We start from the raw sequence: 20083 nt of genomic DNA on the forward strand, positions 1-20083 counted from the left end.
TCCTAAAAACCCTGAAGGCTGATACGAAATTATTTGGTAGGCGATAAAAAAGGCTTGACTAAGCCAAGCCTCTATATATACCAAGCATTTACTACACCATGATTAATTTAGACCTAGTCTTACTTTAGTTCATCTTCCTATAGGCTGTGTCCAAATACTTTAAAAGCTGATATATGATCACTTAGTTATATATTAGAAAAAAGGCTTGGCTGTGAGCCAAACGGGAGCATATCAACTTTGTTAGAACAAAACAACTAAACAGTCTATAAAGCTGGGCGTTAAGATAAGCACAGCGATGCTTGAGAACTTGAGAGACGTTAAAATCATCCCATTGTGCTCCAGAGATTTTTAATCGCCGATCTATCTGTTTGATAGTAGACTCGATGGCACCAGAACCAATAGAACAAATACCTTCGGTTTGATAATAATCATAATTCACAATTCGATACCGATGGGTTTCCAAATACTGGCAAAAATTTTGAGCTTGTTTAGCTTTAAGTGGAGAGATGAGAGCGAGAGTTTCATCAACTTTCCCTTGCCAGAGAAGAGTTTCTGCAGCTTTGAGCCGCTTGAGAGAACCACCAACTTTATGTAGATTTTCGATGAGATGAAACCAATCTAAAATCTCGCATCTGTCTCCAGGACAATTAAATTGTCGAATTATCTTCCAAATTCCTGGATGTCCATCACCTAAGCAAGTTAATGGATTGGCCAACTGTTGTTGATTTACCCAATCAATTAAAGCTTCATTTTCACTCAATCTAGCTACTTTTATTTCCTGGTTGATACAGATGGCTTTATAGTCTTTCCAGATGCATGGCTCTCCTTTTATTTCAGTCCTAAGCCTCACCTTACCGCCGTCCACGCTAATTTCTTCTAGCTCTTGTTCACATTCTATTTCGGGAAACTCATACCGCTGAACGATTCTTTGTTGTCTGCTAGCAGAAACCGACATCCCGGTATATTTATGAATATCTTTTGCCGCATTTTCATAGGAGACATTTGCACTTGCTCTCAAGCAACATTGCTCTAAATAAGGACTTATTTTGTGATTTTTGTCTAGTTTTAAGTTTCGTGCTTGTTTCTCACTGACTGGTAATTCTCCGAGAAGACTTTTGATTGTTCTTACTCTTCCTGATGAAGTTCCTGTTGCTTCTTGGAGAAAAAAACTCCTAATTCTGGCGTAATATACTCTAGAGTTTGCCCTCTGATTGTTTGTTCAATTCCGGCTAGACTCTCTAATTCTTTAGTCCCTGCTTCTTGATACAGAATTTTTGCTCCGGCTTGGAGATGTTTCTCGAGTTTTTTCTGATTAGCTGGTTTCATTGTTGAGTAAGGATTGATTTCTTTCTCTATTTTCATCGATTTTGCCACTACTCACTAGTTCATCTGTTCTAGCAAAGTTGGCATGCTCCCGAGCCAAACCTCATAATTGCTGTGCTTAACAACGTACTAAATTAATTTAATTTCACTCTGCTTATAGATCATCTTCCTATAGACTGTGTCCAAATATTTTAACAAATGGTACACAATTGTAGCAATTATTCTGATTTGTCAAAATCAAAAAGCTCAGATTTGCAACCTCTTTGAAAAGTCGGAAATCTTGTTGTTGATGAGATGTACCTAACAAAAAAGACCCTGGGTATTATTCCAGGGTGCACACACGTTTTTCAGGCATTAACAGGCTGAATATTAACTTGACAAAATAGTTATTTCCACTACCCATAGAATGATACAAATATCTACATGTATATGGTATGGAAGCGCCTGAGTTAGGCGATCTATCCATAAAGAAAGCTGAGGTGAATTCTAAACTTTTCTGTATAGTATTTTTTGATACCAACTCATCCATTTTTTCTGAAAGTTTATCTACCTCTGGTAGATGTTTAAATATTCTATAAATCGATAAATAAATACCTGATTATCGAAAGTTGCAGTCAGAGATTGTATAATTAGCATTTTAATTATATATTCTGCTTATTATTGCTCATAAAAAAGGCGTGGCTTTTAGCCACGCCCCCATATATACCAAGTGTTTACCATATATATATAATTTAGATTTTCTCCTACTTTAGTTCATCTACCTATAGAGTGGTTCCAAATATCTTATCAGCTGTTAAGGAGATATTAAGAAGTCAAACTAATGAAGAATTGACTAACAATATTCTAAAGTCACTATGATACTAAAGTCTAGCTACGCCACCTCAAGCTCGGCGTAGCTAGACTTTAGCTGCCGTAGGCTTAGTTTGTGTAAGTTAGTTACTTAAAAAAGAAATCGTGGTTTATCACCAAGCTCCAGACAGCAGTAGAATCAATCAGCACAATTAGTTATTTTAATTTGGTAATTTATCTGCCATTAGAAAGTATGCAAATATTTTAAAGCTAGTGAATCACAAGTCTGTCACATCAGTAGACCTCTTGCATAAATGCTTAAATTGTCATGTTGAGCGGAGAGATACATCTTGGAGATTCTTTCCTGTGGAACCAAAGCGTAGCTTGGCTTTTGCGTAGAGGTACACTCCACTACGTTCTGTTCAGAATGACACTAATAATTTTCGGACTTTTGCAAGAGTTCTAGTCATAAAAAAGGCTTAGCTGAGAGCTAAACCTCCATAGAAAGCAGTTATTCGACACACCAGGATTAATTTATATCTACTCTTACTTTTGGTCATCTTCCTCTAGGATGTGTCTAAGAGTAGTAAAATTTGATAGTAGCTTAACCATTCAAAATAACGACTAATTAAACTATCTTTGGAAAGATTAACAGTTAAAAATCTGAAATAAAATATAAAAATTATTACTAAGTGAAGTTTCAGCTAACTGTTGATCCTTAAAATACTTGTATGTACAAGAGCGCTCACATTATTGCACTCAATTCAATAATCTCATGCTACTTGCCTTAGATACTGAAATGATACAAGTAGATATTCCTCAAATTTTTTTTGCTATTTTTGGAATATTTTGCATTGAGTCTTCGTTATAAGTAATAGAAACTGCTCATCAAAGTTCACAAGTAGACGAGAATGTCTGACTATGAGCAACCGTTTTACCTTGGCTTTAACCCATACACTTAACCTTTCGTTTATTTTTTTACAGTTTTCAAATCTGAGTAATGGTACGTGTGAAAAAGGTTTGAGGCTCTATGCGGTTGCACTCTGTCTCTAGTATGAAGCGAAAGATCCCAACATTCAATGTTGAAGGAAGAATTAAACTTCGATATCCAAATACGTCTGACTTTGTATTAGTTTTGTAGAGCAGTTCAGATAAGGTTTGATTACCTTAACCTACTTATCAACTGAATCATTTGGAGGTTTTTCAAATGACAACTCTAAATTCACCAAAAAAACAGTACTCTCAGCCTGAGATTATCGAGATAGGCGATGCAGTTCAAGCAACGTTAGGTTGGCGTGGATGGAGACGGGAATACCGCCGCCGCCGCCGCCGCCGCTACCGCGGTGGGTACTAAAGTAGAATAACTACAACTACCTCACAGCCAATTTGTTAATCTTTCCTTCGACTTTAGCTGCTTAGGCAAGCGATGTCATTCGTACAGCAATCGGGTGAAGTAAATAACCACTAATTCTAATTTTGCTTCACCCTTTTCAAATTCATTGAAATACTGAGCATAATATTATTACCAAAAATTTTCCTAGTTAAAGTAATACTTTATAGGATTTTGGTTGGGTTTTATATTCAATTATTAAATACTAAAATTTTGATATTATATCAAGATTTGCTGACAAGTCTTATTTCTATTGACAAGGCAGTTTTTTAAATCAACTATTTAATAAAATTAGAAAAATATGGAACGCTGGTTTTGCGGTTTTGTCATTCAGAATAATTGTTTTCCAGAAAATCTTCCTAAACCAGTTGATGGGAAGTTGCTTTGGCAAGAGGGAAATTACTTGTGGCTCTGTGGTAATTGGAAAAAACAGCAAATAATTACAATCTCCGAGAACTTGGTTCGGATAGCTATAATTGGTAGTTGCCTTGCACCTTATGAAACTGTGACTAAGTTATTTAAGAATGCTATTAAAGAAGGCGACTATAGCCAACTCATGAGATTGCCAGGTAGTTATAACCTGATTGTTCAAGATAAAGCTGACACATATATATTTGTTGATGTAGCTGGTATTAAATCTGCATTTTATGCAGTCTATAATTCTGTTGTTGTGTACTCTTCGTTAGCAATAACTCTACAACAGCTGCTTAAAACGGGAGTAGATGAGTCTTGGCTTGCTACTTTTTTATCGGGTTCACCAACACTAAGCTTAGTACAAAAACGTAGTCCATTTTGTGGGGTACAGCCTATCCCTCCTGGTCACTATTTACATATTTCATCAGGAAAACTGACATGTAATCGCTATTGGTATAAACCCCAGGAGTATAAAAGTTTTTCTGATGCGGCTGAATATCTGCATGAACAGTTGCTAACTGCTGTCGAGGGAAGGATCAACTTATACGGCAACATATCTAGCGATTTAAGCGGCGGTTTTGACTCAACCACTTTGGCTCTAATAGCCTCAAAAACTCTAGCAAATCAAGGTAAACAATTAATTACTATAACTGACAAAACTTTCAGTGCTACTCAATCTTCAGATGTCAAATATGCTCAGCAAGCAGCTAGTCTTTATCCTAATATAAATGCTGTTATGATTGAAGATCGTGAGCTTCCGAGTGAGTATGCTGGCTTGGAATCATTTCCTTTAACAGATGCGCCAGATCCATTATGCCTAGATATGGCAAGAATTAATTGCAGAATGGAAATTATGAGGTCGAATGGCTGTCAGCTTCATATTAGTGGACAAGGTGGAGATGAAGTACTTTCATCAAGTCATTGTTATTGTGTAGATTTGTTAAAACAATTAAAACTAATAACATTCTTATGGCACGTTTACGGATGGTCTCGGTTAGGAACTTGTTCGGCATTTCCTTTGATAAGGAAGTCTATAAGCCTAAGTTTTAGTTCATATCGTCAGTGGTTAATTCAAAAAACTAAAGAAATAAAAAATGGAGAGATACTATTAAAATCATTTAATAGTTTGACTGATAGTGAGGAATCTCTAGCCTGGGATTTTCTTCCTGAATTTATTGGTTGGCATACGAAAAAATCAATTAATTTAGTTTTGGAAGAACTTCATAAGTGGGCAATAGTAGCAACACCTTTTGCTAACAATCCTGGTGAACATCAAGCTATAGCTGATATCCAATTAAATGGAGCTACTATTAAAGCCGAGCAACAAGTAGTTGATGTTTATGATGTCAATTTAGAGTCTCCTTATCTTGATACTTTAGTGATTGATGCTTGTCTCTCTGCAAAGCCGGAAGAGCGGACAAGTCCATTTGCTTACAAGCCACTTTTAATTAAAGCATTTCAGCACGATTTGCCGCAGAGTATTTTTACACGTAACTCTAAAGGAGAATATACAGCAGATGAGTTCATTGGTTTCCGAAAAAATCGAGATACCATCAAAGAAGTTTTAAAAACCTCTCTCTTGGCTGATATGGGATTAGTAGATATAAAAACATTACAAAGGGCTATGCAATCTTTTAGTATGGGATTATATGGCGGTATGTCACTTTTCAATATTACATTAACAGTTGAGCTTTGGTTACGCCGTTTGGTACAAAATAATCATAGTTTTTGGTTACAAGAAGATTGGTATAAACAGCCTAAATTATAAAAAATTTATTAAACTAAAATTTAAAGGCAGGTAGAACTAATGTTTTTAAATAATGAAAAGCTTTGTTAATGAATTCAAGTTCAGTATCTTCTTAGCTCCAAATTATTATCAGGAGAAATACAATGGAAGAAGTTTGCATACCACCTCATGTCTATACAACGTTTTTTGAAGGAAGTGCAGTACTACTAGATGGGCAAAAAAATATTTATTATGCTTTGAATGATAGTGCGGCTGACTTTTGGAGTTTGCTAATAAAATCTGGTTCCCTTGAAGAGACGCTAAAAGAAATTTCATATTTATATGAAGTTTCTTCAGATATTCTTATAAAAGACATGGATGTCTTGGTAAACAGTTTTTTAAAAGCTGGATTACTAGAAATAAAAAGGAGTAATCTATAAAAAATAGATGATGTTTTTTGTTTAAGTTTTTTGATGCCTAAAGTCATAAAACTGTGTACACTCAACAAAGCCAAAAAAACATAATACATATCCTTACAGGGAAACTTATTTTTTGATTTTTAATATAGGGAGGGATATCATGGATGATAGAATGTCACTCACCCCCACTAGCATAAGCTTGAAATGGAATGAGCGTTTAATAGGTTTATTCGCTGTTGTAATTGCATACATCGCTGTACGTTGCTTGAGTATTTTCAGAATTAGTAAAGTTCTTAGCGTACTTAAGAGATACTGCTCACGTGAAATCACAAATTATGAGGCAGATATTGTATGGGTAACAGTGCGTGAATCCAGTTTTTTGCTATTAGGAAGAGTAGCATGTCTAGAATTTTCTTTGGCATTTGTGCTCTTAGCGCTAACTAAAGGTTTATCCTCATCCTGGTGTATAGGTGTATCTAATGAACCCGTACAAGCCCATGCATGGGTAGAAATTGGTGGTTTACCATTTCGAGAGGTGGATAATTTTGAATATCGTTTTAGAAAATTGCTTGCTGTTTAAGAAGCAATTATAAAAGAATGCTTTTGTCAAAATTAGGGTGTATTTATATCATTAGAATGTATAAGTTTTTATAGTTAGGGAGTGCGTATATAGCAGTTTTCACAAATTATCTTATTCTAATATATAAATAAATATAAAGTAATAGTAATAGCGTTCTTATTTTGATGTATTCATTAACAAATTTAATTCAAAGTTCTAAAGAATATTTATACCTCTTGAGAGTTATATAAATTACAAAAACTTTTTCTATGCTTGGAGAATGATTGTCTTGAGAAGAAGACATCCAAGAAAGGATTGAATTAATGACAAGTTTTAGAAATTGGCTTGAGCCTGTATGTGAGTACACTAAAGCTTTATTTCGTGCTTTAAGATTATTATGGACAGCGGCTCCAAGGGAGACTGTCTTTATGGCTATTGCTATTTTGTTGCAAGGGCTTGTTCCAGCACTAAGTATCTGGATTAGCAAGTTAGTCGTAGATGGGGTAGCAGCAGCTTTAACTCAAAACGAAAACTTAGAGCAAGTATCAGTTGCTATTTTGGTGGCTGGATGGGTTGGAGCTTTACTTTTGGAGTTGCTTCTAAATCCTTGGGTAGAAGCAGCTCAGGGGAATATTAATGATAAGCTAACGGCTCATATTAGCTTACTTTTAATGCGTAAAGCGGATACTTTTGCAGATCTGAGTCGTTTTGAAGACTCTGAGTTTTACGATGAGTTACAACTTCTGCAAAAGGAAGTTAGCTATCAACCACTGAACTTACTTCAGCATTTGTCTGGGGGAACTCAGTCTTTGATCACTCTGGTAGCTATGATAATTCTATTGCTTCCCTTGGGGTTATGGATTCCGCTTGTGATTGCGATCGCAGCCATACCTCAAGTAGTAGTTTCCTTTCAGTATGAAAAGCAAATTTGGCTAAATTTGTTTGAAAATAGTCCCCAAGCTCGGCGGATGCAGTACTGCACATCAGTAATGCTTACAGATACTCACGCTAAGGAAGTGCGGCTATTTAAACTAGGTTCATTCTTTATTAGTATGTACCTGCGAGCATTCCAATCTTTATATCAATCTATGCGTCATCTGCGAGTTAAACAAGCTCTTTGGACGAGTAGTTTAGCCGTTATGAGTACTCTAGGAAATGGTTTTGCTTTCTATTGGGTAGTGCAGCAAGCTTTCAGAAGACAAATCAGTCCAGGAAGTGTACTCCTGTTCATAGAATCGTTGGCTCAACTGCAACGTAATCTGGAAGAATTTGTCAAGGCTTTCCTTGAACTCTACGAAACTCTGCTGTACATGCAACAGTTTTTCAACTTTCTTGATAGCACACTACCAATGAAACCCTGTGTCCCAGGAAAGCCAGTACCAAATCCGATTCAGTCTGGTATTACTTTTGAGAAAGTTAATTTTAGATATCCAGATAATCGCTTAGCTTTGAAAAATATTTCCTTTACTCTTTATCCAAATCAAACTGTAGCCATAGTTGGAGAAAATGGAGCGGGTAAAAGCACTTTGGTGAAACTACTTGCCAGGCTATATGATCCTACAGAAGGGGTTATTTTAGTCGATGGTATAGATTTGAGAGAATTAAACTTAGATGAGTGGCGACAGCAAATCGCGGCAGTATTTCAAGATTTTGGTCGCTACGCCATTACACTAGGAGAAAATATTGCTTTAGGAAATCTCAAAGCTTTAGAGCAACCAGAACTTCTCAAACATGCAATTGCAAAAGCCGGTATAGTTGAGTTAGTTGAAAAGTTTTCGACAAAAGAAAACACTCCTTTAGGTAAACAATTCGGCGGCACAGAACTTTCTGGTGGTGAGTGGCAAAAGTTAGCTTTGTGCCGAGCTTTTGTCAGGGAAGCTCAAATACTAATACTTGATGAGCCTACTGCTGCACTTGATCCTCGCAGCGAGTATGAGATTTATCACCACTTTGTTGAGCTAGCTGAAGGTAAGACTACTCTTTTAATCACCCATCGACTAGCTTCTGTACGTATGGCTGACCGAATCTTAGTTTTAAAATCTGGTCGTTTAATCGAAGAAGGCACTCACCAAGAACTTTTACAGCGCCAAGGCGAGTATGCCACGCTTTGGAGTATGCAAGCAAAACAGTACAGCGCTTAATCTTTTTTTAAATTTATCAGTCTGATGAGAATAATTTAATACTTTTCAGACCTCTTATTAACTCTCTTTTATCACTTTAGGGTGAGAAAAAATAAGTTTTCTCGACTAAAAATTAAAGGCGAGCATCCCAATGCAGGAAGAAATAAGCGGATTTGAAGTTTTGACTATAGAGCAGCAAGTTAAAAGTAAAAACCGATTCAAAATCGGAACTGGATGGTTAGCTTTGTTAGGAATTTTTGCCTTGTCCAGTGTTGGTGGTTTATTATTTTACCTTTCAAGTTTAGATAAGAATCCTGCCGAAGTCATAGCACCTATAATTACTGCAACTAGAGCCAATGTTGAAATTAAAATTAATGAAACTGGTATTGTGGAGATGGGGAGTCAACAAAGCTTAAAGTCTCCCGGAGAAGTTGCAGTAGAACGGGTACTAGTAAAAGTTGGCGATCGCGTCGTATCTGGTCAGCAGTTACTAATTCTTCGTAACCCACAAGAACAAACTAGCCTCGCTGAACAAGAGTCGTTAATTCGTCAACAAGAATTTACCTTATCACGCAATTACCAAAGAGTTAACGAAGCCGAAAAAAGGCTTGCAACTGCTTATAAACAAGTTCAGGAGCGTGTTAAACAACAAAAATTGGAAATTCAAAAACAGCAACTTAGCTTAGCACGTAGCCGCCAGAAAATTGAGGAAGCAAAACAAAGGCTTGCTGCCGATCAAAAGGAACTTCAAAATCTCGAAGTTCTAGCAGCAAAAGGTTTTATTCCTGGTAATGAACTCCAACAGCAGCAAGCCAAATTTCGTGAGGCTCAAGCTAATCTCAGAGATGCAGAGTTAGAAGCCCGCACCCAAATGAACGAACTTCAGCGCCTCACTCTGGAACAACAACGCCCCTCAGAACAGCAAAACAACGCTTTAACAGCTTTGTCAGAACTGCGAGAAGCTCAATCACAAGTCAATACCTCAAACCAAGAACTCAAACGCCTGCAAGTAGAGCGACAAAGAATCAAAAAACAACTACAAAATAACATTGTAAATGCACCTATTTCAGGTAAAGTTCTTGACATTAAAGTTAGAAATGGGGATGGAATCAAATTCGGTGATGTTTTACTCACACTAGGCAATCCTGCACAAGAAGAGGTGAAACTCCAGTTAGGAACGCTTGATGCTGCCAAAGTTCGAGTCAATCAATTAGCTCGCATTAAAGTTATCGGCCCCAACCCGCAGACATTTTCTGGACGAGTGCGGAGTGTACATCCTGTAGCAATTTCCACTGCTGAGGGATTAGTACCTGGCCAATCACCTCAAGCTAAAGTGCCTGTAACTGTGCAGTTAGACAAACCAAGCCAGACTTTAATTCCTGGTAGCCAAGTCAGTGTAGAAATTGTTGTACAGCAGCAGCAGAATGTAATAGCTTTGCAACTAGAAGCAATTCAACGTTCTGAAGCCCAGCCTTATGTTTGGGTACGTGACAATCAAGGCAAAGCTCAGAAGCAGAATGTGACTTTAGGAATAGAGGGAGCAACGACTGTAGAGATAAAATCTGGCTTAAAACCAGGCGATAAAGTCATATTACCCCCACCTGAAACTGAACTAGAACCAGGAACGCCAGTTATAGAAGGTTCACCAGTTGATCAATCTACCGATTCTGCTCCAGGCGATTTTAGGTAACTCGTAATTCGTAATCTGGCGTTGCTGAGTGGAAATATGAATTAGTGTCACGCAGAGACGCAGAGTCGCAGAGAGTAAAAATTTGAGATGTTATTCCGTTAAGAGTCAGGTAGGGTATTAAATCGACAATTCTTGCTTAACTTTATTGCTCGTTGATATGAGCCTCGCTTTTCAAGATCTCGTAACTCTCACTTTTAAATCTTTACTTAGTAATCGGTTGCGTTCTGCTTTAACTACTCTTGGTGTGTTTATGGGTGTGGCGGCGGTAAATGCGACTCTTCAGGTGAGCAGTATTAGTCGTGCTGTAATTGCTAGACAGTTGGCAGAGCGAGAAGCACCGCAAGTCTCTGTTTTTATTTTAGAAATAAAAGGTAGAGAACCACAGTTGGAGGATATGGAATTTCTCCGCAAGCGAGTAAAAAATGTTCAAGTAATTAGTGCTTACAATTATGTAGTTTCTGAGCAAGTCGTCTTTCAAAATCGCACAAGCAAGGCGTTGATATTGGCTGTTTCTCAAAACTACTTGCTCACTTCTGGGAGAAAGTTATTAAAAGGGCGTTTTTTTAATAGTGCTGATTTTGTTAACTATCGTCCAGTCGCAGTGATTGATAAATTTCTAGAAGATAAAATATTTAGTGGTAAAAACCCTGTTGGGCAACTTGTATTTACTTCAGGAAGATTATTTTTAGTGGTTGGGGTTATGGAAAGTAAATTAAATTTTGGTGAACAACCTCAAGGTACTTTATTAATCCCAATTTCAACTTATAGCGCTATGACTGGTAGCCAAGGCATTGATGCAATTTCAATGCGTCCTCGTAAACTTAAAGATTTGAAAAGTATGGAAAAGCAAGCAACGCAATTATTAAAACAACGCCTTGCAGGTTCGGATATTTATGCATCAAATAATGTAGAGGATATTATTCAGCAACAAGAGACTTTGGAACTCGCTACGCGGGGACTAATTGTTGTAGGAATAATTTCGCTGCTTATTGCTGGTGTTGGTATTGCCAATATCACAATAGCTGCTGTGATTGAGCGTACCGCAGAGATCGGTTTAAGACGAGCTATTGGCGCGACTAAACTGGAGATATTACAGCAATTTATTCTGGAAGCGGTAATTTTAAGTTTAGTGGGTGGAATAACTGCGATCGCATTCGTACATGGTTTGACATTAGTAATCGCTGATACATTTAGTTTGCCATATCAATTTGAGAGCCGAACAGCCGCCTTGTCTCTGGGTTCGGCTTTGCTGGTAGGTATGGGTGCTTGTTTTGTCCCCGCTATACGTGCTAGCCAACTCGATCCAGTTAAAGCTCTACGTGAATCATAATTCTCGCTATTACGAGAAACTTAAAAATCACCAGGAAATAATGCATTTTAAAAATATGCAAAAGCAACCTGAAAAAAATACTCAATCTTCAAAATATCAGTCTTTTATTTCGGTTTTTTACTGGAATATTAACTGTGTTGGTGTGTTCACTACAATTTTAAGTATAGTTTTTCTAATTGTCTCTACTTCTCAATCACAATTAACTTTAAGAAAGCCGCCAAAAGCTCAGGTAGCAGTTAAACAGAAAATTGATAATCCTGATCATAAAAGTACTGAAAGCCAAAGCGACGAGCTACAGCTAATTTCCCTTAATGCAAGTATACCATTTACAAATCTGGTTGGTATCAAGAAAAAACTATTAGTAACTTATTCTAAATTTCCATTAATAGTAGAAGACAAATCAGAATTATATTTACAAAGTGGTTTTAACAATCAGCTACAGCAGAATTTAAAACAATTTTTAATCCCACAAAGTTTTTTACAAAGTTTTATAGAAGAGAAAAGCGAACAGATAACTTTACCTTTGTTAGCAAAAAACAAAGAACTCTTTGATTTATACAGTTTTGAAAATGGTTTTACAGAAAAGCTTTTTCCTCTTTATAAAATACCTAAACAAACCTTTCTTACATCAAACAATACTAATTTTCAATTCTCAAACTTATTACAACTAACTCAAAAACACCAAGAACAACCAAACATTACAGCTATTGATATAAAAAATTCAACTCAAATTGAGAGAAAAAAACAAATTAGCCAATTGCCAGAGAGTCGAAAAATTCAAATATCGCTTTCTGATGTTGTTTTCTTGGTTTTGGAAAATAATATCCAAATTAAAAACGCTTATTTAGAAAGAATCGCTCAAAAACAAGATTTAGTAGTAGAAGAAGGTAAATTTGTTCCCAATTTTACACCAAATTTATTATTATCAACCAATCAACAAGGTTCACTTTCAACAAATCTTGGTGCTAATGTAATTGTAAAAATTCCCACTGGAGGAGAATTAGGTTTTGCACTGTCAAGTAACAGTCAAACTTCTGGCTTAAATAGCTCAAATAGGAATACAGATGATAACGCTTCCCAACAGGATTGGCAGCTAACTTTTCGCCAACCTTTATTAAGAGGTGGAGGAATTGAAGTTAACAGAGCTTCAATTGAGATTGCTCGGCTCAATGAAAAAAGTAATATTCAAGGTTTAAAATCTACACTTATTAATACTATTACAGAATCTATTTTGGCATACCGTGAATTACTCAGAGCACAAGGAAGATTAAAAAATGAGCAGATATCCCTACAAAATGCTCAAGAATCATTAAAAGTTACACAAGTTTTAATCGAAGCCGGAAGAATAGCACCTGTTGATATTATCCAAAACCAGACAGATATCGCTAATCGGCGAGTGAGTTTATTAGCTGCTGAGAATGAACTAGATTCAAGAAAACTAGCTCTTTTGTCGATTCTTGGTATTGATAAAAATTTGAATATAGAAGCCGGCGTAATTCCCAAGGTAGTTTCTATTTCTCTAGATTTTAACCAACTCAGACAAATTGCATTGTCCAATCAACCTAATTATTTACAAACACAGCTAGCTTTAGAAAAAAATAAACATGAACTGTTGCTAGCAGAAGACAATAGTCGTTGGAATTTGAGTTTGGATGCTAGTTTAATCAAACAAACAACTGAATCAGCAGACGGGAGAATTGGATTAAATTTGAGCCGGACATTAGGTGATTTAACTATACAACAAAGAATTGAGCGATCGCGTGTTAATTTAAGACAGGCAAAAAACAATTTACAAGATGCAAATTCCCGTTTAGATATTCAATTACAAGACCGAATTAGAGATGTTAATTTAAGCTTTTCACGAGTCGAACTTGCCCAACAAGCTAGACAATTATCTGAAAGACAACTGAATATTGAACAACAAAAACAGAAATTGGGTAGAGGAGCAGGACTTTTTGAGATAATTAGGCTACAGAATGAATTAGCCGAGGTAAGAAATACCGAACTCGATGCAATTATTAATTATCTCAATGCTTTAACAAACCTCGATCAACTTATTGGCACTACATTACAAACTTGGCAAATTAGAATTCAAAATTAGGTGTCACTGAGTATAAGTATGGATTAAGATCACGCAGAGGCGCAGAGGCACAGAGAATAAGAGTGTGAGATATTAAATTTTTGGCGTTGCACAAACAAAGGATGAAATTGACGTAGAGATCTAAAACTCCTCATCCTCTCTGCGCCTCTGCGCCTCTGCGTGAGATAAAAATATGCAACGCTAGATTTGTTGTTGAATATTTTCACATGAAATCTATCTAAAGATATAAATTTTTTTAACAAAAGATAGTTGCTGGTAATACACGTGCTATGAGAAAACACATATAAACACGTACTTTGCTCAAACACAAAAAAGCAAAATTTATCAAATAAAGATTTGGATGACTAGAAAACTTTAAAATGGATAGATGCAATTAATACTCTAGGTCATAGAGTCTTCATTAAGTACAATACTCTAGGCGAAATTTTTAAATAGAAGAACACTGAGTACAGTTTTTTACCTAACAAAAGCTAGATTTTGAAGCTATAGCTTGTGGCTTGCTGATGCAACTGCAATTAGCCTGTCTCCCGCCTAACTCCAAAAAACGATACTGGTAACAATAATGACGCATTCTCCAAATTCAGGAAATGATCAGAAACCATCTAATCATCGTCTCAAGCTCCTTCTTTTAGGGCGTATCAGTCTGGTTGGAGGTGTCGTTTTACTCACGGGAATTGCAGTTGCTACTTGGTGGGCTAGAAATTACATATATAAAGATTTAGCACCATTAGTAGAGCAAAATTTGGAGCAATTGCTTGGGCGTCCCATAAAAGTTGGGCAAGTTGAACGTTTTTCGCTCTCTAGTTTAAGATTTGGCTCCTTATCTATACCAGCAACTCCCACAGACCCAGACCAGGTGACAGTTAAAGCCGTAGAAGTGCAGTTCTCGCCTTTGCAACTCCTCTTCACACGGACACTAGCATTAGATGTCACGTTAGTTCAGCCCAATGTATATATCCAACAGGATAAAGATGGTCGCTGGGTTACAGCTGAAATTAAGACTGGAGAGGGTAAAGGTGCTATTCAAACTGAGTTGCAGACACTCCGGCTTCAGAATGGAAATGTAGAGTTAGTACCAGCCCAAGCACCAACCAAACCGAAAGGCTCAGTAGTATTAAATCAAGTTGGTGGTGCTGCTCGATTTTTACCTCAAAATACAGGTGTTAATTATGACATAAATGCTCAACTCTCTAGAGGAGGAGCAGTTAAAATCTCTGGCGAAACAGAACTAACAACACAAAAAACAAACCTCAAGCTTTTAGCACAAAATCTAGTAGCATCTGATGTCAGTCGATTAATAGAGTTGCCAATTGTCTTGCAAGCAGGGCGCGTAGATGCTGACTTAGGGGTTCAGATTCCACCAAAACTGTCAGAAATAGCGATTACGGGAACGGCTACCGCTAATCAGGTCACTGCTCAAATTCAAAATATTCCTCAACAGTTCGCCAATTCTAATGGGAGATTGAATTTTCAGGGTCAGACAATTGCTTTAGATAATCTGAGTACAAACTTTGGCAAAGTTCCCGTGTTAGCAAATGGAGCAATTAATACTCAAACAGGTTTTAACCTCTCCGCTCAAATAAAATCAGTTAGTGCTAAAAATCTTTTAGATACGTTCAAGGTAAATTCGCCAGTCCCCGCTACTGGAGAAGTGCGAGCAGATATAAAAGTGCAAGGGCCGCTTCAACAGCCAGTTCTCAGCGGCACGGCAAGCAATATAAAACCGATTCAAGTTGACCGTGTGCAATTCAACGCTGTAAATACTGATTTCCGCTTGAGTACATCTAAAACTGCATCGCAAATTACCGTTGATAATCTTAAATTAGTCCCAGCCGCAGGCGGTCAAATCACAGGAGAAGGTCAAGCTACACTGGGGTCTAACGGTGAGGTAATATTTAATATTCAAGCTGAAGATGTGTCAGGGGATATACTGGCACGTAGATACGGATTTACGCCACCGATCGCAGTTGGTAATATCTCGGCAAAGGCAGAAGTTTCTGGCTCACTTGGCCAACAGCCGTTGGAATTGGAGATTTCGAGTATTCAAGCAAACCCACCAGCTGGGGGGCAAATTGTCGGGAACGGTCAAATTCAACTAGCACCCCAAGGTAGAGTATCATTTAATGCTCAAGCAAAGAATTTACCAGGGGATGCAATCGCCAAAACGAACAACAATTCATCTGTCACTATTGGCACTGTATCGGCAAATACCAAAGTTTCTGGCTCTTTAGGCAACCTACGAGCAGTCGCACAGGTAAAAGCACCAGCTGGCACATACCCCACTACAGGACAAATTGTTGCTACTCAACAAGGGCAGAATATCCTATTTCCTAGTGCTGTATTGAATGTAGCAGGCAATACAATCAGGGCTAGGGGTCAGGTTGCTCAACAACGCTGGCAGGCTTTTGTTAGTACCCGACAGGTTCAGTTAAATCGCTTTAAGCAGATACCTGCCCAGTTTCAAGGTGTCTTAAATAATGCGGCGTTGAATTTATCAGGAAGTACTGCTTCATTTCAACCCTCAACGATTCAAGCCACAGGACGAGCAAACCTAAGTGTGGCAGGAGGTACAGTTAATCTCAGGAATCTTAACCTTGATGATGGTCGCTGGCAAGGGCTTGTCAACGTTTCCCAAGTTCAACTCAACCGTTTTTCACCACAATTGCAAGGACGGCTCAATAGCAACATCCAGTTAGCAGGTACAATAAAATCTTTCCAGCTTGCAGATATTCGGGCCGACGGACAAATCCGCGTTTCCGAAGGGTTGGCACTGTTAGCGAAACCGCTGACAGCTCAAGTTCAGTGGGATGGAAAGCAGATTATTGTACAACGCGCAACTACCCCAGGATTGAGCGCTAATGGTGCGATCGCAGTTCAACTAGATGGTACACCTCAAATCTCTAGTTTTAATCTGAATGTACTAGCGCAGAATTTCAACCTTCAAAATACTGGCTTTCAAGTTCCTGGAGACTTAGCAATAGCGGGGCTACTTGATTTTAATGGGAAAATTACAGGCACTCCTGATGTTCCAAAAGCTACTGGCGATATCCGGTTACGGAATTTTAATGTTAGTAATTTGGCGTTTGACCCACTTTTAACTGGAAACGTGAATTTTCAAGGGGGACAAGGCGCAAGTCTGCAACTTGCAGGTACTCAAGATAGGATAGCGCTTAACCTTGGTGCAGATTATCGCCCAACTTCATTTTTACTCCAACGCGACGGGGCAGTTACCACAGGCAGAACTGAGGGCGATAACTTGCTCATCAACGCCCAACAGTTTCCTATAGCTCTGGTTGGGGGCTTCGTACCTAACAATACGTTGAAACCCCTTGGAGGAATATTATCGGGAAATTTAGTTGTGAATTTGAACAACTACGCGGTTGACGGAGATATTGCGATCGCTCAACCTCGCGTTGCCAGAGTCACAGCAGACGAATTTCGAGGTAACATCAATTATGCTAATGGTGCTGCTAACTTAACTAATGGTCAATTGCGGATAGGAGACAGCAGCATCGCCCTAAGTGGAAGTTTACAAACAGGGAACGATCCTCAATTTCAAGTCCAAGCGAATTTTGACCAAATTAGAATCCAGAGACTCCTACAAACATTCAATATCTTCGACTTTCAAGACTTGGGTGGAGGGTTACAGTCTCCAGATTTGGCTGGAGCAGAGGTACTCAACACCACCCCTATCAATTTGCCTAATGCAGATTTGGAAACACAGTTAGAATATTTCTCAAAAGTTCAAGCATTGATAGCAAAGCAAGAGCGGGTAGAAACAAAACAAACACCATCTTTACCAACCCTTGCAGAATTAACGGGTGCTTTGAGTGGAGCAATTCAAGCGACAGGCTCGTTGAAGACTGGGTTAAATGTTGGCTTTAATTTTCAAGGTGCTAACTGGCAATGGGGTGAATACTCGCTTAATGAAGTCGTTGCTAGAGGCACTTTTGCGGATGGGATTGTCACACTGTCGCCGTTGCGTGTGGGGGTCAATCAAGGACTGGTGGCTTTTTCAGGACAGTTAGGAACTGAACAACTATCTGGACAATTGAGCGTAGCCAGTTTACCTTTGTCGCTTTTAGACCCATTTATCGAAAGATACCCTATAGATATTACTGGACAGGTGAATGCGATCGCTAACTTAGCAGGTAGTTTAGAAGCTCCCAGAGTTAATGGGGAAGTGACGCTGGCGAATGCGACTTTAAATAAGCAACCTGTGCAAACAGGACAGGTAAACTTTGACTACAACAATGCTCGCTTAAATTTTGATAGTACTTTGTTAGTGACAGGAACACAGCCAGTAACAATTACAGGTAGTGTACCTGCGGCGTTGCCTTTTGCCGCAGTGCAACCAGATAGCAATCAAATTAGTATCAACGCCAGTGTAAATAATGAAGGATTAGCGCTGTTAAACTTGTTTACTAACAATCAAGTCTCTTGGGTAGACGGTCAAGGACAAGTAGATTTAAACGTTCAAGGCACATTAAACCAGCCAATTATTAACGGGAATGCCACAGTTAATAATGCTACTTTTCGCGCTCAAGCTGTATCCGAGCCTCTAACAAATGTCACAGGACAACTGCAATTTAATGGTAGTACGCTGAACGCCGAAGGTATTCAAGGCATTTATAATCAAGGGCAAGTAACTGCATCAGGAGTTCTCCCGATTTTTGCTGCTCAGCAAGCTATATCGAATCCACTTACAGTATCAATAGAAAAAGAACTAGATTTTCAGGTTCCAGGATTGTATGAAGGCGGTGTCAGCGGTGGCGTCGTCATCCGGGGAACAGCACTAAAACCTCAAATTGGTGGAGAGATTCAACTAAGTGATGGTCAAGTCATCATTGGAAACTCTACTACTGGCTCACAACCAACTACAACAGAGGCTAGCAGTAGCGCCGCAATTACAGGAGATGGTAACGCCAATACAACAACTACAGAAAGCAGTAACGCCAATACAACAGCTACAACTAGACCCAACTTACCTATAGAGTTTACAGATTTACGGCTGATTTTGGGCGACGATGTTCGCGTTACTAGTCAGCCTTTACTGGGCTTTGTACCTGGAGGAGCCACATTTAGTCAGCCTATACTGAACTTTCAGGCAAAAGGTGGCCTAACTGTTAATGGTACTTTAGCGAAGCCCCTTCCTGAAGGAATCATTCGTCTGACAGGAGGACGACTCAGTCTATTTTCAACTGAGTTCACCTTGGCGCGGGGCTACGAACAAACTGCACGGTTTACTCCTAGTCAAGGACTTGACCCTATCTTAGATGTCCGGCTTGTCTCAATTGTCCCTGAAGCTTCGGCGACAAGCAGTCGAATTTTAGAATCACCTCTTTCTGCTGAAATCAGCGATGTTTCTGCTACTAATTTTGGGACTTTACGTACCGTGCGGGTTGAAGCAAGCGTCAACGGCCCAGCTAGTGAATTGAGCGAAAATCTAGAACTGACGAGTGAACCTAGCCGTAGTAGAGGAGAAATCGTTGCTCTATTGGGTGGCTCTATTCTTGGTTCTTTCAGTCAAACAGGAGACGCAACACAAGGGCTGACTAATTTAGCTGGCTCTACTATTTTAGGTGGTCTGCAAGGAAGTATCACTGCGATCGGGCAAGCTATTGGTTTTAGCGAATTTCGGATATTTCCTACTCCTGTAACTAATCAAGCATCAAGGAGATCTTCGGTTCTCGATTTGTCAGCAGAGGGTGTGTTTAACATCAATAATAATTTCTCTGCTTCTTTATCTCGGCCTCTTTCTACTAATGAGTCTTTCCGTTACAATCTGCTCTATCGACTCAATGATGAAATTCTGATGCGAGGCTCAACTGATTTAGGGGATGTAAATCAATTTTTATTTGAGTATGAAACCCGGTTTTAGTAGAGACTTTGCATTCTTTTTTTAAGTTGGTATAACCTTTTTTGGACAATGCCTACCTGAAGAGTTGTAATCTAATTATTTAAATTAAAGTACATAGTGAGCGGCTTTGGCCGTTTAAATCCTTATATAGAGCGATTCATCGCTCACTACGAGCAAAAGTTTAATTTTACATTTATTAATCATGTTTCTTTAAGTAGAGGATGATGTTGTTGGTTTCGCAAAGCACTTGCATCTTCTATTTAGGATGTTGTAAAATGCAACAAGTTAAAATCACATTTAGTAAGTCTACTGTTTTTATAACATAGATATTTTTAAAGATAAAAAATTGTCAGTTAAATAAA

The 20083-nt window shown here is 38.3% G+C and carries 9 protein-coding genes and 1 pseudogene; 9 read left to right on the forward strand and 1 reads right to left on the reverse strand.

Going from position 1 to position 20083, the window contains the following annotated elements:
- Nucleotides 1–268: 268 nt before the first annotated feature.
- Nucleotides 269–1326: pseudogene (locus HCR01_RS08945) on the reverse strand (ISKra4 family transposase); the annotation flags it as partial.
- A gap of 1993 nt (nt 1327–3319) precedes the next feature.
- On the opposite strand from HCR01_RS08945, the gene HCR01_RS08950 reads away from it, so the two are divergent.
- From HCR01_RS08950 to HCR01_RS08990, 9 genes are all read left to right on the forward strand, one after another.
- Nucleotides 3320–3466, forward strand: a complete 147-nt coding sequence (locus tag HCR01_RS08950) for a hypothetical protein (RefSeq protein ID WP_162399094.1) — start codon at nt 3320–3322, stop codon at nt 3464–3466.
- Between the two features lie 337 nt (nt 3467–3803).
- Nucleotides 3804–5684, forward strand: coding sequence for an albusnodin/ikarugamycin family macrolactam cyclase (locus HCR01_RS08955; RefSeq protein ID WP_193195860.1), 1881 nt, complete (start codon nt 3804–3806; stop codon nt 5682–5684).
- A 122-nt stretch (nt 5685–5806) separates the two neighbouring features.
- Nucleotides 5807–6082: a PqqD family protein gene (locus HCR01_RS08960; RefSeq protein WP_193195861.1), complete on the forward strand. Its 276-nt coding sequence runs from the start codon at nt 5807–5809 to the stop codon at nt 6080–6082.
- A 139-nt stretch (nt 6083–6221) separates the two neighbouring features.
- Nucleotides 6222–6641, forward strand: coding sequence for a lasso peptide biosynthesis B2 protein (locus tag HCR01_RS08965; protein ID WP_193195862.1), 420 nt, complete (start codon nt 6222–6224; stop codon nt 6639–6641).
- A 302-nt stretch (nt 6642–6943) separates the two neighbouring features.
- Nucleotides 6944–8761, forward strand: a complete 1818-nt coding sequence (locus HCR01_RS08970) for an ABC transporter ATP-binding protein (protein WP_193195863.1) — start codon at nt 6944–6946, stop codon at nt 8759–8761.
- A 130-nt stretch (nt 8762–8891) separates the two neighbouring features.
- Complete coding sequence (locus HCR01_RS08975; protein WP_193195864.1) at nt 8892–10430, forward strand: efflux RND transporter periplasmic adaptor subunit; 1539 nt, start codon at nt 8892–8894, stop codon at nt 10428–10430.
- Nucleotides 10431–10587: 157 nt separating this feature from the next.
- Nucleotides 10588–11760 carry an ABC transporter permease gene (locus HCR01_RS08980; RefSeq protein ID WP_193195865.1) on the forward strand — a complete coding sequence of 391 codons (1173 nt, stop codon included), beginning with the start codon at nt 10588–10590 and terminating at the stop codon, nt 11758–11760.
- A 55-nt stretch (nt 11761–11815) separates the two neighbouring features.
- A complete protein-coding gene (locus HCR01_RS08985) occupies nt 11816–13861 on the forward strand; it encodes a TolC family protein (protein WP_226889212.1) in 2046 nt (681 codons plus the stop codon).
- A gap of 562 nt (nt 13862–14423) precedes the next feature.
- Complete coding sequence (locus tag HCR01_RS08990) at nt 14424–19742, forward strand: translocation/assembly module TamB domain-containing protein (RefSeq protein ID WP_193195867.1); 5319 nt, start codon at nt 14424–14426, stop codon at nt 19740–19742.
- Nucleotides 19743–20083: the final 341 nt, after the last annotated feature.

Origin of the sequence: Nostoc sp. MG11 (genome assembly GCF_014904695.1) — a bacterium.
GTDB lineage: Bacteria > Cyanobacteriota > Cyanobacteriia > Cyanobacteriales > Nostocaceae > Komarekiella.

Bases quoted from the DNA above. Each gene is read 5' to 3' on its own strand.
- HCR01_RS08950 (WP_162399094.1), top strand. From the start codon at position 3,320: ATGACAACTCTAAATTCACCAAAAAAACAGTACTCTCAGCCTGAGATT.
- HCR01_RS08955 (WP_193195860.1), top strand. From the start codon at position 3,804: ATGGAACGCTGGTTTTGCGGTTTTGTCATTCAGAATAATTGTTTTCCA.
- HCR01_RS08960 (WP_193195861.1), top strand. From the start codon at position 5,807: ATGGAAGAAGTTTGCATACCACCTCATGTCTATACAACGTTTTTTGAA.
- HCR01_RS08965 (WP_193195862.1), top strand. From the start codon at position 6,222: ATGGATGATAGAATGTCACTCACCCCCACTAGCATAAGCTTGAAATGG.
- HCR01_RS08970 (WP_193195863.1), top strand. From the start codon at position 6,944: ATGACAAGTTTTAGAAATTGGCTTGAGCCTGTATGTGAGTACACTAAA.
- HCR01_RS08975 (WP_193195864.1), top strand. From the start codon at position 8,892: ATGCAGGAAGAAATAAGCGGATTTGAAGTTTTGACTATAGAGCAGCAA.
- HCR01_RS08980 (WP_193195865.1), top strand. From the start codon at position 10,588: ATGAGCCTCGCTTTTCAAGATCTCGTAACTCTCACTTTTAAATCTTTA.
- HCR01_RS08985 (WP_226889212.1), top strand. From the start codon at position 11,816: ATGCAAAAGCAACCTGAAAAAAATACTCAATCTTCAAAATATCAGTCT.
- HCR01_RS08990 (WP_193195867.1), top strand. From the start codon at position 14,424: ATGACGCATTCTCCAAATTCAGGAAATGATCAGAAACCATCTAATCAT.